Origin of the sequence: Micromonospora tarapacensis (assembly GCF_019697375.1) — a bacterium.
Taxonomy (GTDB): domain Bacteria; phylum Actinomycetota; class Actinomycetes; order Mycobacteriales; family Micromonosporaceae; genus Micromonospora; species Micromonospora tarapacensis.
The window spans coordinates 584,434-602,079 of the sequence record NZ_JAHCDI010000004.1 but is presented as its reverse complement, the minus strand read 5'-3'; the positions used below and the strand labels follow the sequence as shown (position 1 = coordinate 602,079).

Genomic DNA, 17,646 nt, shown 5'->3' with positions numbered 1-17,646 from the left:
GCTCCCTACCGGGTAGCGACGAGACGTCGCACCCGGGCGGGGGCCCGCCCCTGTCTGCCCTCGCGAGTCGGGGTTTTCCCTGGTCAACCGCTTTCGCCCGGATCACCGCCGGCTGGCGGACTGATGCCCGATCGGGAGGTAATGCGGGCTTTTTTCGGATACATCCCTCTCGCGAGGAACCTTCTCATACGGTGGTCATCAGAGGCTACAACCCATTTGTAGCTGCTCGCGCCGGTCGACCTGGTGCGAGCCAGTCTGGTAGCAGGAAAGGGCGGAAGGCTCTGATGTCTGATGACGTGACCACTTCCAACGGTGGGCCACCCCCGGCTCCACCGGCACGACACCTACGCAGACTCTGGGTGACGGCCGGCGTGGCCGGGTTGACCGGCGTTGTCGGCCTGGCCGCGCTGGGTGGCCTCGCCGCACGCGACAAGGACGCCGACGGCGCGGGGCGCGTGTCGGATGCTTCTGCCTCGATGCCGAAGCAATCCGTCAGCGACGCCGGCAAGGCCGAGGACGACGCCAGGGCCAAGGGCCACGAGGACGACTCCGGCGACGGCGAGGACGACTGGTCCGGCGGCGACTGGGGCGGCAAGGGCGAGGGCAGGAAAGGCGAGGACGGGCACGGCCGGGCCAAGGAGGTGCCGTGCAAGGCCGAGGCGCTGGTCGAGGCGGTGAACAAGGCCCTCAGGACGCACGATGACGTGTTGAAGTTGGCCCCGCGCTGCGAATACCGGCTCACCCGGGAGAGCAACTTCAACGCGTTCCCCGTCGTCGACGGGAAGATCACAATTCTGGGCAACGGCGCGACCCTCGTCCACGAGGGCACGCGACTCTTCCGTTTCTTCGAGGTCGCCTCAAGGGGCGAACTGACACTGAAGGACCTCACTCTCAAGGGCGGCCAGGTCAGCGGCCCTCCGCCGGAACGAGGCCGGGGCGGTGCCCTGCTCGTGCAGCAGGGCGGTAAGGCCTTGTTGCACAAGACGACCCTGGTGCACAACCGGGCCACCGGACAGGGCAACAGCGGCAACGGCGGCGCCATCTACAACTCCGGCCACGTCACGCTCGAGGACAGTGTCGCCCGGGACAATCACGCCCGGGGACTCGGCAACGGCGGCAACGGCGGCGCCATCTACAACGAGGGCAGGCTGGACGTCCGCGACTCCGAGTTGGCGAAGAACACCGCCACGTCGAACGCCGACGGCGTCGGCGGCAGCGGTGGCGCCATCGCCAACTTCGACGGCGGCCACGCCACCGTCTCCCACAGCACCATCAAGGACAACGCGGCCAGCAACGATGGCGGCGGCATCAACAGCGAAGGCAGCAGCCTCACCGTCACGTTCACCAAGGTCGAAGGCAACACCGGTGGTGACGAGGGCGGCGGCATCTACACCGCCGGGGACCGCACGGCCGAACTCCGCCACCTGCTCATCGCCGGCAACACGGCCAGCGCGGACGGCGGCGGTGTCTGGTACGGCAGCAGCGGCGGCGTCATCACCGACAGCAGGTTCCTCGACAACACCGCCGGCTTCAACGGCGGCGGGCTCTTCACCGGCATCCTCGTCGACGACGACGCGACCGGTGGTGTCCTCCTCAACGGCTTCGGTCTGCTCATCAGCAAGACCGAGTTCGAGGACAACGACGCCCGGCAGGGCGGCGGCATCTACCACGACGCCGGTGACCTGGAGATCCGCGACAGCAAGATCGTCAAAAACTTCGCCGGCGAGGCGGAGGGCGCCGGCGGCATCTTCCAGAACGGCGGCGAGGTCGAGCTCGACAAGACCGCCGTCAAGGCAAACCAACCCACCAACTGCGCCGGGACCGTCGAAGGCTGCTTCGGCTGAGCCAGCGCAGCGGCTTCGGGTCCCCTTCCCACAGCGGAAGGGGACCCCTTGCCGGCCGTGGCGACCCTCGTCCACCAGTCCGCGTGACTGGTGCCGGCCGACGGCCGTGAACCAGATGAGGCGAATGTAGGGTTTTTTCGCATAAGCACCTCTCATGAAGATAGCTCTCATATGGTGGCTATCGGAGGCCGCAGCCGATTTGGGCCTTCTCGCACCGACTTCGGATGGTGCGACCCCTTCTGGATATCAGGAAAGGGCGGAAGGCTCCGATGTCTGATGACATGACCACTTCCTACGGTGGGCCACCCCCGGCTCCACCACCTCCACCGGGACTTCGACGACGAAAATTGTGGGTGGCCGCGGGTGTCGCCGGACTGACCGGCGTCGTCGGGCTGGCCGCCCTGGGCGGGTGGCCGCCCGGGACGACGACCGGTCCGGGGACGCCGGCCGGCCGGACGCCCAGTCCAACGCCCGGCAGAACGCCAGCGACGCCGGAAAGGCCGAGGGCGCCGACGGCGGCAGGACCGAGGGTGAGGACGAGCGGGCCGTCGGCGACCGGAGCGGCAAGAAGGACGGCCGCGGCGACAAGGGCAGGGAACACGCGGTGCCCTGCGACACCGACAAGCTGATCCAGGCCATCGTCCACGCCAACCGGCGCGACGGCGGGGTGCTCGCGTTGGCCCGGCACTGCACGTACGAGTTGACCCGCAGCGAGGACGGCAACGGCCTCCCCGTGATCACGAGGCCGATCACGCTGAAGGGCGACGACAGCAAGATCGTCCGCGCCGCCAACGTGGAGCGGTTCCGGATCCTCAACGTCGGTCGGGGCGGTCACCTGACCTTGACGGGCGTGACCGTCAAGGGCGGCCAGACGGCGTCCGACATGTCGATCCTGGAGCCGGTGGCCGCGCTGGACCTCGCCCCGGCGGCGAAGGCCGCCGCAGCCGGCCCGCCAAGGCGGACGCGGCCAAGCCGGCGGCCGGTGCCGAGCCGGCCGGGGCGGCCGGTGCCGAGCCGGCCGGGGCGGCCGGGGCGGAGGCCGCGCCGCCCGGCATCGCCGCCGACGGGGTGGACGGCGGCGGGATCCTGGTGCAGCGGGGCGGTACCGCCGACCTGGAGCACATCCGCGTCGTGCAGAACCAGGCCAGCCGCAACGGTGGCGGCATCGCCAACTACGGCACCACCATCCTGCGCACCAGCACGGTGGAGTACAACAGCGCCGGCAGCTTCGGCGGCGGCGTGTTCAACGCGGGCATCCTGCGGGTCGAGGAGTCGAAGATCGGTTACAACACCGCCGGCACCGCGGGCGGCGGCATCGCCAACGGCCCGGTCGGCAACGGATTCGCCGGCTCGGGCAGCACGCTCTGGGTGTGGAAGAGCACGATCAGCCACAACCGGACCACGAGCCTCGGCGGTGGCGTCCTGCTCGCCGCTGGCGACACGACCCTCGCCCAGAGCCAGGTCACCGACAACACCAGCAGCGTCGACGGCGGCGGCCTGGTCGCCATCGCCGACAGTCGGCTGAGCCTGGAACACGTGTTGGTCGCCCGGAACTACGCGGGCGACGACGTCGGCGGGGTCGGCGTCGTCGAGGACTCCATCGCCGTCATCACCAACAGCGTCATCAAGGAGAACGTCGCCGGCGGCGATTTCGGCGGCGGCCTGTTCAACGACCGCGCGTCGGTGACCCTGCGGGACTCCGAGCTGCTGGCGAACCAGGCGGTGGGCCCGGCGGGTCGGGGTGGCGGCATCGTCAACCTCGACGGCGTGACCACGCTGACCCGGACCAGGGTTGCCGACAACCTGGCCACCGAGCCACCGGGCGGCATCTACACCGACAACGACCGGGTGGAGATCGACCGCAAGTCCGCGGTCACCGGTAACCGCCCGACCAACTGCGTCGGCAGCCCGGTCATCCCGGACCGCTGCTTCGGCTGAGCGTCGGCCGAGGCGAGCGAGCGACAGGACAGCACCACCACATAGAGGGGCTCCTCCGTGCCGCCGAGCGGTGCGGAGGAGCCCCACCGCTGCCCGCTTGAGGCCACCCAGGCGACATCCGGCCAGGTCAGAGCCGTTCAGAGCGGGTCCGGGCGGAAGCATCCGCCGCGTCCCGACCACAGCAACCCTGGTGGCAACTGACCCGTACGTGTACCGGATGTGGGGTTATTTCGGATAACGCCCTGAGGCGAGGAACATTCTCATACGGTGTTTCTGGGAGCTACAACCGATTTGTAGCAGGGGACGCTCGCCTGTGCGTGACGACCCTGTCTGGTACGACGAGAGGGCAGAGAGCTCCGATGTCCAACTACCCAGCTAAGAACAACGCCAGCGAGCCGGGGGCAGCGTCGAAGCGGCGCCGCAAGCTCTGGCTCGCCAGTGGCGTCGCCGGGCTCACCGGCGTGGTCAGCATCGCCGCCGTCGGTGTCGCCACCGGCGCCGGTGCGGTCGGCGCCGACGGTCTCCGCTGGTCCACCGCCCAGCAGGTCAGCAGGGACGGGGACGTGAGCCCGGAGGAGGCCGAAGGCCACAAGGGCAAGAAGGAGGACCGCGGCCAGGACGAGCGTGGCGGCGATCGCGACAAGCGCGACCACAAGGACCGCGGGAAGGAGGTGCCCTGCGACACCGACAAGCTGATCCAGGCGCTCGTCCACGCCAACGAGAACCACGGTGCCGTGCTGAACCTGGCCAAGGGGTGCACCTACAACCTGACCCGCTCCGACGCGGGCGACGGCACCGGCCCCAACGGCCTGCCGGTCATCACCGAGCACGTCGTGCTCAAGGGGCACGACACCAAGATCGTTCGGGACGCCACGGCCGAGGAGTTCCGGATCCTCAACGTCGGTCGCGGCGGTGACCTGACCGTCAAGGGCCTGACCATCAAGAACGGACAGACCCTGCGCCGTGTCGTCAACGGCGACACTCCCGAAGCCGTCTGGTCGCGGTTCTCCAACTCGGTGGAGGCGACCGAGGCGGCCGAGGCCAAGCAGGCGTACCTGCCGCTGCTGCAGGCCACGCCGAAGGGCGTCGCGGCCAAGGCCAAGGCCGACCAGGCCAACGGCGGCGTCTCGCTGCTGGCCGAGCCGGAGTCGAACGACGGTGCCGGCGTGCTCGTGCAGCCGGGCGGCACCGCCTCGTTCGAGGAGACGCACATCCTCGCCAACCAGGCCGGTGGCGTCGGGGGCGGCCTGGCCAACTTCGGCAAGGCCAGCCTCTACCACACCACGGTCGCCGAAAACACCGCCTTCCTCTACGGCGGCGGCATCTTCAACGCCGGCGTGCTGCGGGTGGCCGAGTCGAAGGTGTTCAACAACGACGCCATCATCGGCGGCGGCGGCATCGCCAACGGCGCCGCGTTCATCTTCCGTGAGGACATCGACGGCGGCACCGCATGGATCGAGAAGACCGAGATCACCAGCAACGAGGTGCTCGGCTTCGGTGGCGGTCTGCTCGACATCGAGGGCAACACGACCGTGAAGTACTCGAAGATCACCGGCAACACGGCGCTGCTGGCCGGCGCCGGGGTGACCGCGGCGGGCGACGACAGCACCATCGAGTTGGCGCACGTCGAGGTCGCCAAGAACACCACGGCAGGCGTCGGCGGCGGCTTCGCGCTCGCCTTCGGCGCGATCGCCAACGTCACGGAGACCAAGATCGTCGACAACAAGGCGGGCTTCTTCGGCGCCGGCGTGTTCAACGGCACCGGCGAGGCGACCTTCCGGCACAGCGAGATCAGCGGCAACCGGGCGGTCGGCCCGCTGGGCATCGGCGGCGGCATCTTCACCGTGGCCGGCGAGATCGACCTGGAGAAGACGAAGGTGGCGCACAACTTCGCCACCCTCGCCCCGGGCGGCGTGTTCAGCTTCTTCGGCGACGTGAACGTGGACGACAAGTCCGCCATCACGGCCAACAAGCCGACCAACTGCACCGGGACCTTCACCGCCATCCCGAACTGCTTCGGCTGAAGCACGTCAGCCGCCGGCCACACCGGCGACTGAGGTAGGGACTCCGGCCCCGCCCGGACCGATCCACCCGGATCGGACCGGCGGGGCCGGAGCAGGTCTAGCGCTGGACGAAGACCGCCACGCTACGGCCCGGCACGGTGAACGTGCCGCTGGACCGCTCGAACGAGGCGGTACGCAGCACCGGATCGGCCGAGGAACGCAACACCGGATGCAGCACCACGTCCGCCCCGCGCAGCCCGGTCACCCGCTGCTGGGCGGGCTGCGGGGTCCCGTTGAAGACCACCGTCAGCGACGTCCACGCCCCACCGAGCCCACGGGCGTCGAGGGTCATGGTCAGCACCCCCGGCGTCTCGTCCCGACCCGAGAGCGGGAAGGCGACCCGCCGCTGCACCTCGCGCGCGGTGGGCAGCCCGAACACCGGCGAGGATGCCCGGATCCTCAGCAGCTCGGCGTAGCGGGCGTCGGTCAGCTCGACCGCCGCGCAGTCCGGCACCAGGGACGGATCGGCCAGCAGTGGCTTCGCGTACGGCCACTTGTCCTGGTTGTCCTCGGCCGGGGGCAGTCCGATGCCGAAACCGTTGCCCTGCGCGCAGTCCCAGCGGATCTGGTTGAACCAGTCCCCCGAGTTGTAGGAGTTGCGGTCCAGCGACTTCGACCGCAGCCGCTCGGTGCCGGTGGTGACGAAGCCGGCGCCCTGGCTCATCACCACCGTGCTCAGCGCCAGCACCTGCATCCGGGCCCGGTCCGTCGCCGAGGTGTCCTGCGGCAGCTTGTACGCCAACGCGTCGTACAGGATCTCGTTGTCGTGCGCGTCGACGTAGGTGACCGACTCCCCCGGCGCGTCGGTGTAGCCGGCCGGCGAGCCGTTGTAGTCGACCTGCGCGCCGGTCACCGCCCGGCCCGACGAGTCGGTGAACCGGTAACCGCGCAGGTTGCCGGCCAACCCGACCTTGACCAGGTCGTGCTGGTGCAGCAGACGGGCCCGCTGCTCGGCGGCGGAGCCGTTGACCGGGTCACCGTTGGGGTCGCTGAACAGCCCGGAGGCGAAGCCCTGCTGCCGCGGGTTGTCGTCGAACGGGCCGCCGCCGCGGACCGCGTCGCGCAGCCGGTCGTTGAACGTGCCGATCCCGGTGCCGGCCATGTTGGCCTGCGTCGCCTGCACGAACCGGGCGTCGTCGGCGACCTCGCCGAAGTTCCAGCCCTCGCCGTAGAGCAGGATCCGCTTGCCGTCCACGCCGTCCCGGGTCACCGTCAGCTTGTCCAGCGCCTTTGCGGACGGCCAGGATGTTCGCCTTCGGGTGGTGGCCCATCAGGTCGAAGCGGAACCCGTCGACCTTGTACGCCTTCGCCCAGGTGACCAGCGAGTCGACCACCAGCTTGCCCATCATGGCGTGCTCCGGCGCGGTGTTGGCGCAGCAGGTGGAGGTGGCCACCGTGCCGTCGTCGAGCAGCCGGTGGTAGTAGCCGGGGACGATCTGGTCGAGCACCGAGCGCGGGTCGGTGCCGGCGGCCGAGGTGTGGTTGTAGACCACGTCCATGACCACCCGCAGGCCCGCGCCGTTGACCCCGGCCACCATCCGCCGGAACTCGATGGTGCGCCGGGCGCCCTCCGGGTCGACCGCGTACCCGCCCTCGGGGACGGTGTAGTGCAGCGGGTCGTACCCCCAGTTGTAGCCGTCGGTCTCCCGCACCGCCGCCACGCACTCCTGCTGCCGCTGCGAGTCCGGCGGCAGCGCCGCCAGGTCGCAGTCCGGCTGCCGCTGGTCGGCCCGCCGCTCGGGGATGGTGGCGAAGTCGAACGCGGGCAGCAGGTGCAGGTGGGTCACCCCGGCGTCACCGATCGCCCTGAGGTGCCTCATGCCGGCGGTGGCCGGGTCGGTGAAGGCGAGGAAGGTGCCCCGCCGCTGTTCCGGGACCGTGCTGTCGGCGATGGAGAAGTCCCGCACCGACAGCTCGGAGATCTGCACCCTGGCCGGGGGCACCGCCGCCGGCTTGCGCAGCCTCGCCCAGCCGGCCGGGGCCAGCTTCTCGTCGGCCAGGTCGACGATCTGGCTGTGCGTGGAGTCCGCCGCCAGCGCCACCGAGTACGGGTCGGTCACCGACGCGGTGACCACCTGTTGCGCCGCCGGCTGCCACGCCTGCACCTGGTAGCGGTAGTACGTCCCGGTCCAGGACCGCGCACCACGCGCCGACCAGACGCCGGTCCGGTCGTCGCGGCGCATCGCCACGGTGCGCGGCGTGGCCGTGGGCGAGTCGAACAGTTGCAGTGACACCGTCCGGGCGGTGGGCGCCCAGACCGCCAGGGTCGGCCGGCCGCCGGTGAAGGTGGCGCCGAGACTGGCCGAGGTGGCCCGGGCGTACACGTCGTCGAGCACGCCCGGGATCTGCACGCCGGTGGCGCCGAGCAGGGTGCCGTCGGCGGCCCGCTCGGTCACCAGCAGCTGCCCGCGCAGCGCCGCCGGCACGCCGGCCAGATCCCGCCGGTCCAGCGTGAAGGCCCGGTGGTCCCACAGGTGCGGGAAGGCCGCGCGCTGGGCCTCGGTGAGCCCGTTGCGCTGCGCGGTCAACGGCATCGAGGTGTACGTCCCGACCAACTCGCCGTCGACCACGCTCACCCCGCCGGCGGGCGCGGTCACCAGCGCGTACGCCCGCCCGTCGGTGGGACCGGTGCGCCAGGCGACGGTGGACCGGTCGATCCAGTGCGCCTGCTGCTTGCCGATGTCGGTGTCCCGATCGGTGCCGGTGGCCGTCGAGGGCAGCAGGCGGCCCGGTGTCGCGGCGAGCAGCCAGACCTCCCGGCCGGCGTCGGCGAAGTCGAGCCGCTGGTCCTGCGGCAGGTCCTTCTCGTCGCCGGAGTGGATGATGTAGTTGAGCCCGGTCGCGCCCTCGGCCAGCGGCACCCGGAACTCGGCGCCGAACGAGTCGACCCGGGTCGGCGGCATCGGGTTCGCCCAGTCGGTGGGGTTGGCCGCACCGTCCCACAGGTGCAGGCCCCAGCCGTCGTAGTTGCCGTCGGGCCGGCGGTAGTGGATGACTGCCACGCCCTCCTCGACCGGCGGCGCGGGTTCGCCCGCGGCCTCCTCCGGGGTCTGGTACGTCGCCGGGTCACCCTGCCTGACCCAGACCTCACCGGCCCGCGTCACGTCGACGGTCCGGTCGTTCTCGACATCCTTGTTGCCGTCGGCGTCGACCACCAGGAAACCGACCGTCTTCGCCCCCGGCTTGAGTTTCACCCAGGCGAACCGCCCGTAGGCGTCGGTGCCGGCGAACGGCTGCCCCTGGGGCCACTCGGTGGCGTACTCCGGATCGATGTCGCCCCAGGTGTAGAGGCCCCAGTCGGTGTAGTCGCCGTCGGGCCGCTGGTGGTGCACCACCAGCCAGTCCCGGGACGAGCCGGGCTCCTCGGGGGTGCCCACGGTGGCGGTGGAGCGGGTGGCGGCGGTCCGGCCCCGACCGTCGCGGACCACCGACTTGTACTCGACCCTCGTCCCGGCGGACAGGCCCGTCAGGTCGTGGTGCACGGTGTACGGCGCCCGATGGGCGGAACCGAGCAGCGTCCATCGTCCGCCGGCGACCCGGGCGGCCATCGTGACGGTCGCCAGCGGATCGCCGGTGACCTGGGCGGTCACCTCGGCCCGGGTGGCCGGCGACTCGCCGGAGGCCGGAGCGGTGACGGTGATGCCCGGCTTGGCGGTGGGCAGCGCGACCGGCCGGCCGGCCCGGTGCACCACCGCCGACAGCGGCGGCACCGTCAGGGTCAGCCCGCCGTCACCGGCGGCCACCGGGCGACCGGTCGCGCCGTGGATGCCGGTGAAGGTGGCACCGGCCGACCAGGTGTCCACGGTGACAGTCTGCGCGCTCGTCGCGTTGTTGACCGCCACCAGGTACTCGGTGCGGTCGTCCGGATCGAACCGGGAGAAGGCGAAGACGCCGGGGCCGTCGGCCGCGTACCGGGTCACCTGCACGCCGTCGCGCAGCGCCGGGTGTGCCTGGCGCAGCCGGCCCAGGTCGGCGATCGTCCGGTAGAGCGGATGCGTCCGGTCGAACTGGTCGGCCGCGTGGGTGCGGTCGGTGCCGAGCAGGTCGTCGTCGAGGTAGTCCGGCGTGCGCGAGGCGAACATCGGCTGCCGGGCGTCCTTGTCCCCGCCCGGGCCGGTGAAGCCCTGCTCGTCGCCGGAGTAGATCACCGGCTGGCCACGGGTGAGGAACATCAACTCGTGGGCGAGCTGGTCGCGGCGCAGGTGTGTGGCCGGGTCGCTGGCGCCGCTCGCGATGAACGACCCGATCCGGCCCATGTCGTGGTTGCCGAGGAAGGTGGTCAGCCGGCCGGCGTGGGTGTCCCGGGCGGCGTACAGGTCGTCGCGGGCGTACACGTCGGCCAGCGCCTTCGCGGATCCCCCGCCGGCGGTGAAGCCGCGTGCCGCCTCCTGGAAGCCGAAGTCCAGGGTGGCGGGCAGTCCGCCCTGGCGTACGTAGTCGGAGGCGATCTCCGCATCGGCGCTGTAGACCTCGCCGAACATGAAGAAGTCCTTCTTGCCGGCGCGGTCGGCGGCCTCGTCGATGCCCCGGCTGAACTGCGGCCAGAAGTCCATGTTGACGTGCTTGACCGTGTCCAGCCGGAAACCGTCGACACCGGTGTCCCGCACCCAGTCGGCATAGATCTTGGTCATGCCGCGGACCACCTCGGGCCGCTCGGTCCACAGGTCGTCGAGGCCGAAGAAGTCGCCGTACTCGCTGTTCTCCCCGACGAAGGTGGAGTCACCACGGTTGTGGTACATGGTGGGGTCGTTCAGCCAGGACGGGACCTTGATCTTCGCGTCGGCCGGGGTGTCGAAGGTCGGTGTGTACGGGAAGGAGCCCGGGCCCACCTCGGGGAAGGCCCGGCTGCCGTCGGCATGGTTGCGGTCCTCGAACGGCCTGCCCTGCGCGTCGCGGTAGGGCGCGGTGGCCTTGTCGACGTAGCTGTACCGGTCCTCCGCATAGTCGATGACGTCGGCGGTGTGGTTGACGATCACGTCGAGGTAGACCCTGATGCCACGCCGGTGGGCGAGCTGGACCAGCTTCTTCAGGTCGGCGGCACTGCCGAAGTGCGGGTCGACCTGGGTGAAGTCGGTGATCCAGTAGCCGTGGTAGCCGGCCGAGACGTCGTCGCCCTCGCCCTGCACCGGCCGGTTCTTGAACACCGGGGCGAGCCAGATGGCGGTGGTGCCCAACCCTTCGATGTAGTCGAGCCGGTCGGTCAGCCCCTTGAGGTCACCGCCCTGGTAGAACCCCTTGTCCGTGGGGTCGTACCCGGTGCGCGAGCGATCGCCGGTCAGGCCGCCCCGGTCGTTGCGCGGGTCGCCGTTGGCGAACCGGTCGGGCAGGACGAAGTAGAACTGTTCGGCCCGCGCCCGGTTGCGTCCCGCGTCGAGCAGGGCCGCGGCGGAGGGCTCGCTGGTCCAGGTGGCGGCGCCGGTGGCGCTGAGCGAACCGGCACCGGCCGGGCGGCCGGCCGCGTCGGCGGGCTGCGCCACGACCGGCGTGCCGACCAGGGTGAGGGTGAGCAGGAAGACGAGGGCGAGCATGGCCTTGCGCGCTATCGGCGGGGGTTTCATCGACGGCCTTCCTCTGGTCGCTGATTGGCCCGCACGCTAGCCCTTGCCGAAACATTCTGCAATGCCTTGCAAACACGCCCGCAACAAGGCGGTCCCCTTGCGCAAGGACGGAAAGGGGAGGCCCCCCGACCGCGGACCGTCCGCTACCGACCGCGGCAGGAGCGCCCGGAGACACTGCAACTCGCCGGGCGCGGATGGGCGAACTCGATGTGGAAGCGCAGCGCCACCGCGGAGCCGGCCGGCAGATCCGGGCCACTACGGTAGGTCAGCGTCCCGCCGGTCCCGTTGAAGGTCCCCTGTGGAACGCCCTCCAGCCAGGCCGTGACCACCCGGCCGCCCGGGTACTCCACCCGCGCCACCCAGCCCACGTCACGGTGCGAGGTGTTGTGGATCAGCACCTCGGCGATGAAGCCGCCCGGAAAGGTGTCCCGCACCCGGTACCGCGCCTCCAGGGGTGCCGGCGGCGCGATGGGCGGCGGGGACGGGACATCCGGCGTACCGGACGGTGCGGCGGACGGCGATGACGCGGCCGGCGGTTCCGGCGTCGGCGACGCCGTCGGGGTGGGGCTCGGCGGGTCGGTCCGGCGCGGGGACAGCCTCGGCACCGCCGGCGACAGCGGCGCCGGTGCCTCCCGCGCCGCCGACGACGCCCGCTCCGGCAGCGGCACGGCGGCGGCCGGCGGCCCCGGCTGGTAGTCAGGCCCGGGGCCGCGGTACGCGCCGATCGCGACGATGAGCAGCACCGCCATGATGACGACGCCGACCGACACCAGGATCCAGGGCGAAGAGGATGCGACGGCGGCAGAGCCGGAGGGTGGGAACTGGCGCGGAGCACGACGCATACCGGACATGTCTCTCCTCAACGGGCAGCCCGGCAAGCGTAACGATCTTCAGCTACGCCGGAAAGCCCCGACTCCCACCCAGACATCCCCACAGTGCGGTCAGCTCACGTCGCAAGCGGCTCCGTTGACCGTGCACTGTGCCGGATACTCCCCGCCCCCGGTCCGGCTGAACCGCAGCTGCACCGACTGCTGCCCGCCGGCGTCGAGCGGGCCGGTGCCGCTGAGCAGATACCAACCGCTGCCCCTGATGGTCACCGACACGCCCGGGCCGCTGGAGGCCCGGACACCGGTGACGCCGCCGCCGAACCGCAACTCCACAAGCCACTTACTCGACTGGCCGGTGCCGTTGCGGACCACCAACTGGGCCTGGAAGGACTCCGCGTCCGCGCCACCCTGCACCTGGTAGCTGGCGCCGACCACCCCGGTCTCCGCGGCCGGCGGCGACTGCTCAGGCTCGCTCGACGACACAGGAGCATCCGACGCTCGGGCCGGTGCCGGCGAGGCGGACGACGGACCCACCGCCTGCCCTGTCGGCGCGGTCGGCGAGATCGGGACGGCCGAGGTGGACGAAGTGGCCGGTGCGGTCGCCGGATCCCGCGCCGGCACCGCCCCGTCCGTCGTCGTCGCGGGGCTCGGAAGGACCATCGGCGGGCCGGGCGCCCAGGCCGTCGGGCGCTCCGAGCCACGGAACGACAGCACCGCGACCACCAGCAGCACCGTCAACACCGCGCCACCGACCAGGACCACCACCCACGGCGCGGACGCGATCATCCTGGGCCACGTGCGTGCCCCGACCGGCCCAGCACCGGTCGGTTCACCGGCCTTCGGGCCGGCCGCCTCGCCATCCTGTTCACCGGCCGCCTCTCCGGTCCGCTCACCGGTTTCGTCACCGGACGGCCGCACTGACATGAGGTCCCCACTCGTCGTCGCCGACGCGCAGCCTAGTCACGCCGGCGCCGGACGCGAAACGGGCGGGCGCCGTGCCGTCCGACCGGTTGGAGTCGCCAACCGTAACGTGGCCGTACGCCCGGCCGGCGGGCGAGCGGGCGGCACCGACGGTGGTTCAGCCGGTCCGCACGACCGTGCAGATGACCGGCCCCTCCCCGGTGCTCCGCAGCAGGTATCGGTAGCGCTCGCCGGGAACCTGCCGGCCCTGGCTGTCCAGGAACTCCCAGCGCACGGCAACCTCGGTGAGCAGAGCGGACACCTGCTGCACCTGCTCCAGGTCGGCGTGCGCGGCGACGAGCTCACGCTCGGTGTAGTCCGGCGCGGCCCCCACGAAGGACAGTGCCACGGCTGCCGGCGAGTTGAACGAGAAGCTGTAGGTGTCGGCGACCACCAGGCCGGGCAGCGCGTAACAGCCGGCGATCGCGGGCAGGTCGCCGGCGGTCAGGGCCACGCCGTACCGGTCGAAGAAGTCAGTCAGCGTGTCGAGATCGGTGGAAGCAGTCACACCGGAGGAAATTGCCGACACACCCGCCGGTGAAACCTCAACGCGGCGGGATCCCCACCTCGATCTCGCTGCCCAGCCGGGCGCCGTGCAGGCCGAGGTCGTCACCGCTCCAGAACCGACCCGGGTCGTACCAGTTCGGCCGCCGCCCCGCCGGCAGCAGACCCATCGCCTCGTAGGTGACCGCGACGACCTCGGCGCAGTACGCGGTCTCCAGCGCAAGCTCCCGAGCCGCCGGAACGCGCCGCCGGGCCGACGGAACCGGCCACCGCGGCGACGGCACCCGGCCCCGCACCCACCGCCAGGTCAGCTGCGCCGTGGACGGGAACGGCGTACCGTCCAGCCGGGCGATGGTCCGCAGCACGGAGCGCTCCATCTCCACGTCGGCCGGCGGTTCGAGCTGGCGCAGCCACGCCCGCTGACCGTACCGGTTGGCCCAGATGCAGACCGCGTCCCGCAGGTCGTGCAGCTGCACGCCACGCTGGTGGTTGCCGGTCCACATGTCCGGCAGCGACCGGCCCAACTCGGCGTGCCACATCAGTGGCGGCATGTCGTCCAGCACCACCGCCATGCCCACGTGGTTGACCGGGCTGTTGGTGGTCAACTGGATGGCGCGGTCGGGCACGCTGCGACCGCGGAAGACCCACAGATCGCCGGTGCGGGTCAGCTCCACCGCGTCGTCCAGGCTGATGCTCATAAAGGACTACCCTAAGCGGATGCGGCAACGAATGCGGTGGTGGAAGGTCCTCGGATTGGCCGGGCTGGCCGGTGTCGCGGCCTCCGGCGTGGTGATCGCCCGAGCCGAGCGGCGGCGGCGGGCGTACACCCCGGAGGAGATCCGGGCCCGGCTCCGCGACCGACACGCGGAGGCCAGCGTGGTCTCCCGCCCGGACGAGGCCGGCTGAGGGCAGCGAGGACGGTCAGTCCACTTCGGTGTGGTTGCGGTCCCAACGGCCGCCCACCGGCGGACTGTCCAACCGCAGCGCACCCTCGGCGTTGCCGGCGAGGTCGTTGTCCTCGACGCGGCACGAGACGCAGGAACCCTGATCGGTGATCCACAACCCGTAGCTCTGGGTGGGGTGGTCGCGGTTGTCCCAGATCCGGTTCCCTCGTACGGTCGCAGACTCGAAGTGCGCGTTCACCGTGACGCCCGCCCGCACCGGCGTCGCGCCCGGCAGCTCGTAGCCGGCCCCCGGTGGCGGCACGTCCTCGTTCCACGCGGTCGCCGCGTCCGGTCGCAGGTCGGCCAGATCCAGATCGGTGTCGGTGTTGCCGACCACCACCGCCAGGCGGGAACCGACCCTCAGCACCTTGCCCCGGTGCGCGTCGGGTGGCCAGTCCGCGGCCCGGTCCGTCATGGCGCGTCGGGCGTACCGCACCGACTCGCCGGAGCCGGTGGCCGCCGGGGCGCACTGCCGCCCGTTGTTGCGGATCCGGTTGCCGACCACCGCCGCGTCGACCATCGGCCGGTCGACCCGGATCGCGTCCAGCCCGTTGTCCCAGAACTCGTTGCTGTCGATCACCACGTCCGTCGCCGCACCCTGGAAGCCGTTGCCCAGGTCGTGCTGGTGGTGGCCGTAGCCACCGTTGCCGCTGATCCGGTTGCCCCGGATGACGTACGGCCCGGGGGTGTTGCCCATGCTGACCCCGTCGCGGACGTTGCGGTCGATGACGCAGTCACTCAGGATGCCGCCGCGGCCGGCGATCCCCGCCGTGCCGTTGGCGGAGACGTCGAAGCCGGCCTCCAGGTTCCCGGTCAGGGTGCAGGCGGAGACGATCAGGCCGTCGGCACCCCAGTCGGAGATCCCGAACCGGTTGGCCTGGCTGTGGCAGCCGATGATGCGGTACCCGCGCGGCGGCGTCCAGTACGACTTCTGCAACTCCAGAAAGATCCCGTTGGTGCCGTTGCCGAGCGTGGTGCAGTTGCTGATGGTGCAGCGCTCCACCTCGCCCCAGCCGCCGATGCCGATGCCGATGCCCGCACCACCCATCTCCTCGCCGTTGTCCAGCCGCCCGCAGCCGACCACCACCACGCCGTCGATCAGGCTGTCCTGAAGGAAGTCGCAGCCCAGCCCGCTGGCGCCGGTGTGGTGGATGTAGAGGTTGCGGAAGACACCCCGGACGACGTACTGGAGGCCGAGGCCCTTGGCCAGGTAGTTGTACTGCGCCATGGCCACACCCGAACCGTCGATCTCGAAGTCGGCGAAGGTGCAGTCGGCGATGTGCCGGTCGCGGTCCGCGCCGTGCTGCACCGTGGTCCAGAAGGCCAGCGGCGTCGGGTCGGCGCGGTTGCCCTCGTTGCTCAGCCTGAAGCGGGTCGCGCCCGGCCCCGCGCCGAGCAGTGACACTCCGCTACGCCAGACCGTGCCCGCGTCCCGGATCGAGTAGATCCCCGGAGGGCAGTAGATGGTGCGGGGCCGCCCGTCGGCGGCATACCCCTCGCCGAGGCGGTCGACCAACGCCGCCAGCGCCGGCTGGTCGTTTGTCACTCCGTCGCCCCGGAGCCCGAAGTCCTGCGCGTCACACCACAGCGGCGCCCCGGCGACCGGGGACAGTCGCTCGCGGGTGGTGGTGGGGCTAACCTGCTGCCACACGGCCCCTCCCCTCGGTCATGGCCTCCTGCCCGCCCGGCTTTCCCGCTCGCCCCACCCGGAAACACCGCCCCGCCCATCGGCCCCCGAGGCGCCAGGTGCGGGTGCCCACCCTTCGGACGGTGTTACGAGCCCGATGTCCGAATCACCGGGTCCGTAGTATGCTGGATCGTCCGGTATGCGGGCCCGTGCGGCGTGGCCGGGGCCATCCGGCCGGCGGAATCGCGGGGCCGATCCCGTGGTTGTACATGGCGTAACCACGAGCGCCGCCGAGCGCCGCCCCCGGGCCGGCCGGAACGACCCCCACCCCCGGGCGTTGCACCCTCCGGACACCGCCAGGGCATCGGCCTCCCCGCGAGGCCCCCGGAATGGCCCCGGCCCACCCCGCGTTACACCCTCCCGGACGACACCTCCCGGACACCGAGCGCCGGACGAATGTCGGAGCACCTTCCCTTCACGCACGGCCCACCCGCATCCCCCTACGCGGGCGCAGCCGCGCGCACCCCGACCGAAAGGTGTGAACCATCATGGCTACCACCATCCTGCGCAAGACCGCACTGACCATCGCCGCTGCCGCCGCCACCACCGCCGGCATCGCCGGCCCCGCCATCGCCGCCCAGGCCGCTCCCGCGACCACGCAGGTGCAGGCCGACCGCAAGCCCGGCGGCGAGCGCGAACTCGGCGTCCGCTACGAGGCACAGCCGAACTTCTACTACTGCGGCCCCGCCGCCGCCCGCAACGCACTCAGCGTGCAGGGCAAAAACATCGACATGGACACCATGGCCAAGGAGATGCGCACCACCGAAGCCGGCACCAACTCGATCAACGACATCACCCCGGTACTGAACAAGGAAACCGGCAAGAACGTCTACAAGTCCGTCGAGATCTCCGACGCCAAGGCCGACGACAAGCAGACCGACAAGCTGCGCGACGACATCGTCCGCACCGTCGACGACGGCCGAGCCGTGGTCGCCAACATCGCCGGCACCGCCACCGACACCGACGGCACCACCCACAGCTTCGAGGGCGGCCACTACATCAGCGTCGTGGGCTACCACGACAACGGCGAAACGGTCACCATCGCCGACTCCGCCGACCCCGCCCAGGCCTCCTACCGGGTGAGCATCGACGCCCTCGCCGACTGGATCGCCACCCGCGGCTACAGCGCCACCTCCTGACCAACCGAACACCACGAAGGGCCGACCCCACCGGGGCCGGCCCTTCGTCGTCCCCCCCGAACCACCCCGGGGACACGACGACGACATCGGGGATGTTGCCGTGACACGCCACCGCGAGGCGGCAACATCCCGACATTGCGGGCGGCATCGCTGCGCGGCGGGACGGCGGGCCGGACGGCAGT

At 71.3% G+C, this 17,646-nt stretch carries 9 protein-coding genes and 2 pseudogenes; 5 read left to right on the top strand and 6 right to left on the bottom strand.

Annotation, left to right across the window (positions count from 1 at the left end; genetic code table 11):
- Nucleotides 1-359 precede the first annotated feature (359 nt).
- The 3 genes and pseudogenes from KIF24_RS08790 to KIF24_RS08780 all read left to right on the top strand — a co-directional run bounded on the left by KIF24_RS08790 (nt 360) and on the right by KIF24_RS08780 (nt 5,806).
- Entirely contained in the window at nt 360-1,844 is a 1,485-nt protein-coding gene (locus KIF24_RS08790) for a right-handed parallel beta-helix repeat-containing protein (RefSeq protein ID WP_331461045.1), read from the top strand.
- Nucleotides 1,845-2,113: 269 nt separating this feature from the next.
- Nucleotides 2,114-3,782, top strand: a pseudogene (locus tag KIF24_RS34370) (right-handed parallel beta-helix repeat-containing protein).
- 359 nt (nt 3,783-4,141) lie between these two features.
- Complete coding sequence (locus KIF24_RS08780) at nt 4,142-5,806, top strand: hypothetical protein (protein ID WP_221083598.1); 1,665 nt, start codon at nt 4,142-4,144, stop codon at nt 5,804-5,806.
- Between the two features lie 97 nt (nt 5,807-5,903).
- Here the strand turns inward: KIF24_RS08780 and pulA are convergent.
- From pulA to KIF24_RS08755, 5 genes and pseudogenes are all read right to left on the bottom strand, one after another.
- A pseudogene (gene pulA / locus KIF24_RS08775) lies at nt 5,904-11,403 on the bottom strand (pullulanase-type alpha-1,6-glucosidase).
- Between the two features lie 143 nt (nt 11,404-11,546).
- Nucleotides 11,547-12,254, bottom strand: coding sequence for a cellulose binding domain-containing protein (locus KIF24_RS08770; protein ID WP_230415397.1), 708 nt, complete (start codon nt 12,252-12,254; stop codon nt 11,547-11,549).
- A gap of 90 nt (nt 12,255-12,344) precedes the next feature.
- A complete protein-coding gene (locus tag KIF24_RS08765) occupies nt 12,345-13,016 on the bottom strand; it encodes a hypothetical protein (protein WP_221083597.1) in 672 nt (223 codons plus the stop codon).
- A gap of 292 nt (nt 13,017-13,308) precedes the next feature.
- Nucleotides 13,309-13,698 carry a hypothetical protein gene (locus KIF24_RS08760; protein WP_221083596.1) on the bottom strand — a complete coding sequence of 130 codons (390 nt, stop codon included), beginning with the start codon at nt 13,696-13,698 and terminating at the stop codon, nt 13,309-13,311.
- 37 nt (nt 13,699-13,735) lie between these two features.
- Nucleotides 13,736-14,392, bottom strand: a complete 657-nt coding sequence (locus KIF24_RS08755; protein ID WP_221083595.1) for a hypothetical protein — start codon at nt 14,390-14,392, stop codon at nt 13,736-13,738.
- A gap of 19 nt (nt 14,393-14,411) precedes the next feature.
- Here KIF24_RS08755 and KIF24_RS08750 point away from each other — a divergent pair, with 19 nt between their 5' ends.
- Nucleotides 14,412-14,600, top strand: coding sequence for a hypothetical protein (locus KIF24_RS08750; RefSeq protein ID WP_221087661.1), 189 nt, complete (start codon nt 14,412-14,414; stop codon nt 14,598-14,600).
- A gap of 15 nt (nt 14,601-14,615) precedes the next feature.
- On the opposite strand, the gene KIF24_RS08745 is transcribed toward KIF24_RS08750, so the two are convergent.
- The gene (locus KIF24_RS08745; protein WP_221083594.1) at nt 14,616-16,289 is read right to left on the bottom strand and encodes a right-handed parallel beta-helix repeat-containing protein; all 1,674 of its coding nucleotides are present in this window, start codon (nt 16,287-16,289) and stop codon (nt 14,616-14,618) included.
- A 524-nt stretch (nt 16,290-16,813) separates the two neighbouring features.
- Here KIF24_RS08745 and KIF24_RS08740 point away from each other — a divergent pair.
- On the top strand, nt 16,814-17,464 hold the full coding sequence (locus KIF24_RS08740) for a C39 family peptidase (RefSeq protein ID WP_221083593.1): 651 nt from the start codon (nt 16,814-16,816) through the stop codon (nt 17,462-17,464).
- Nucleotides 17,465-17,646 lie beyond the last annotated feature (182 nt).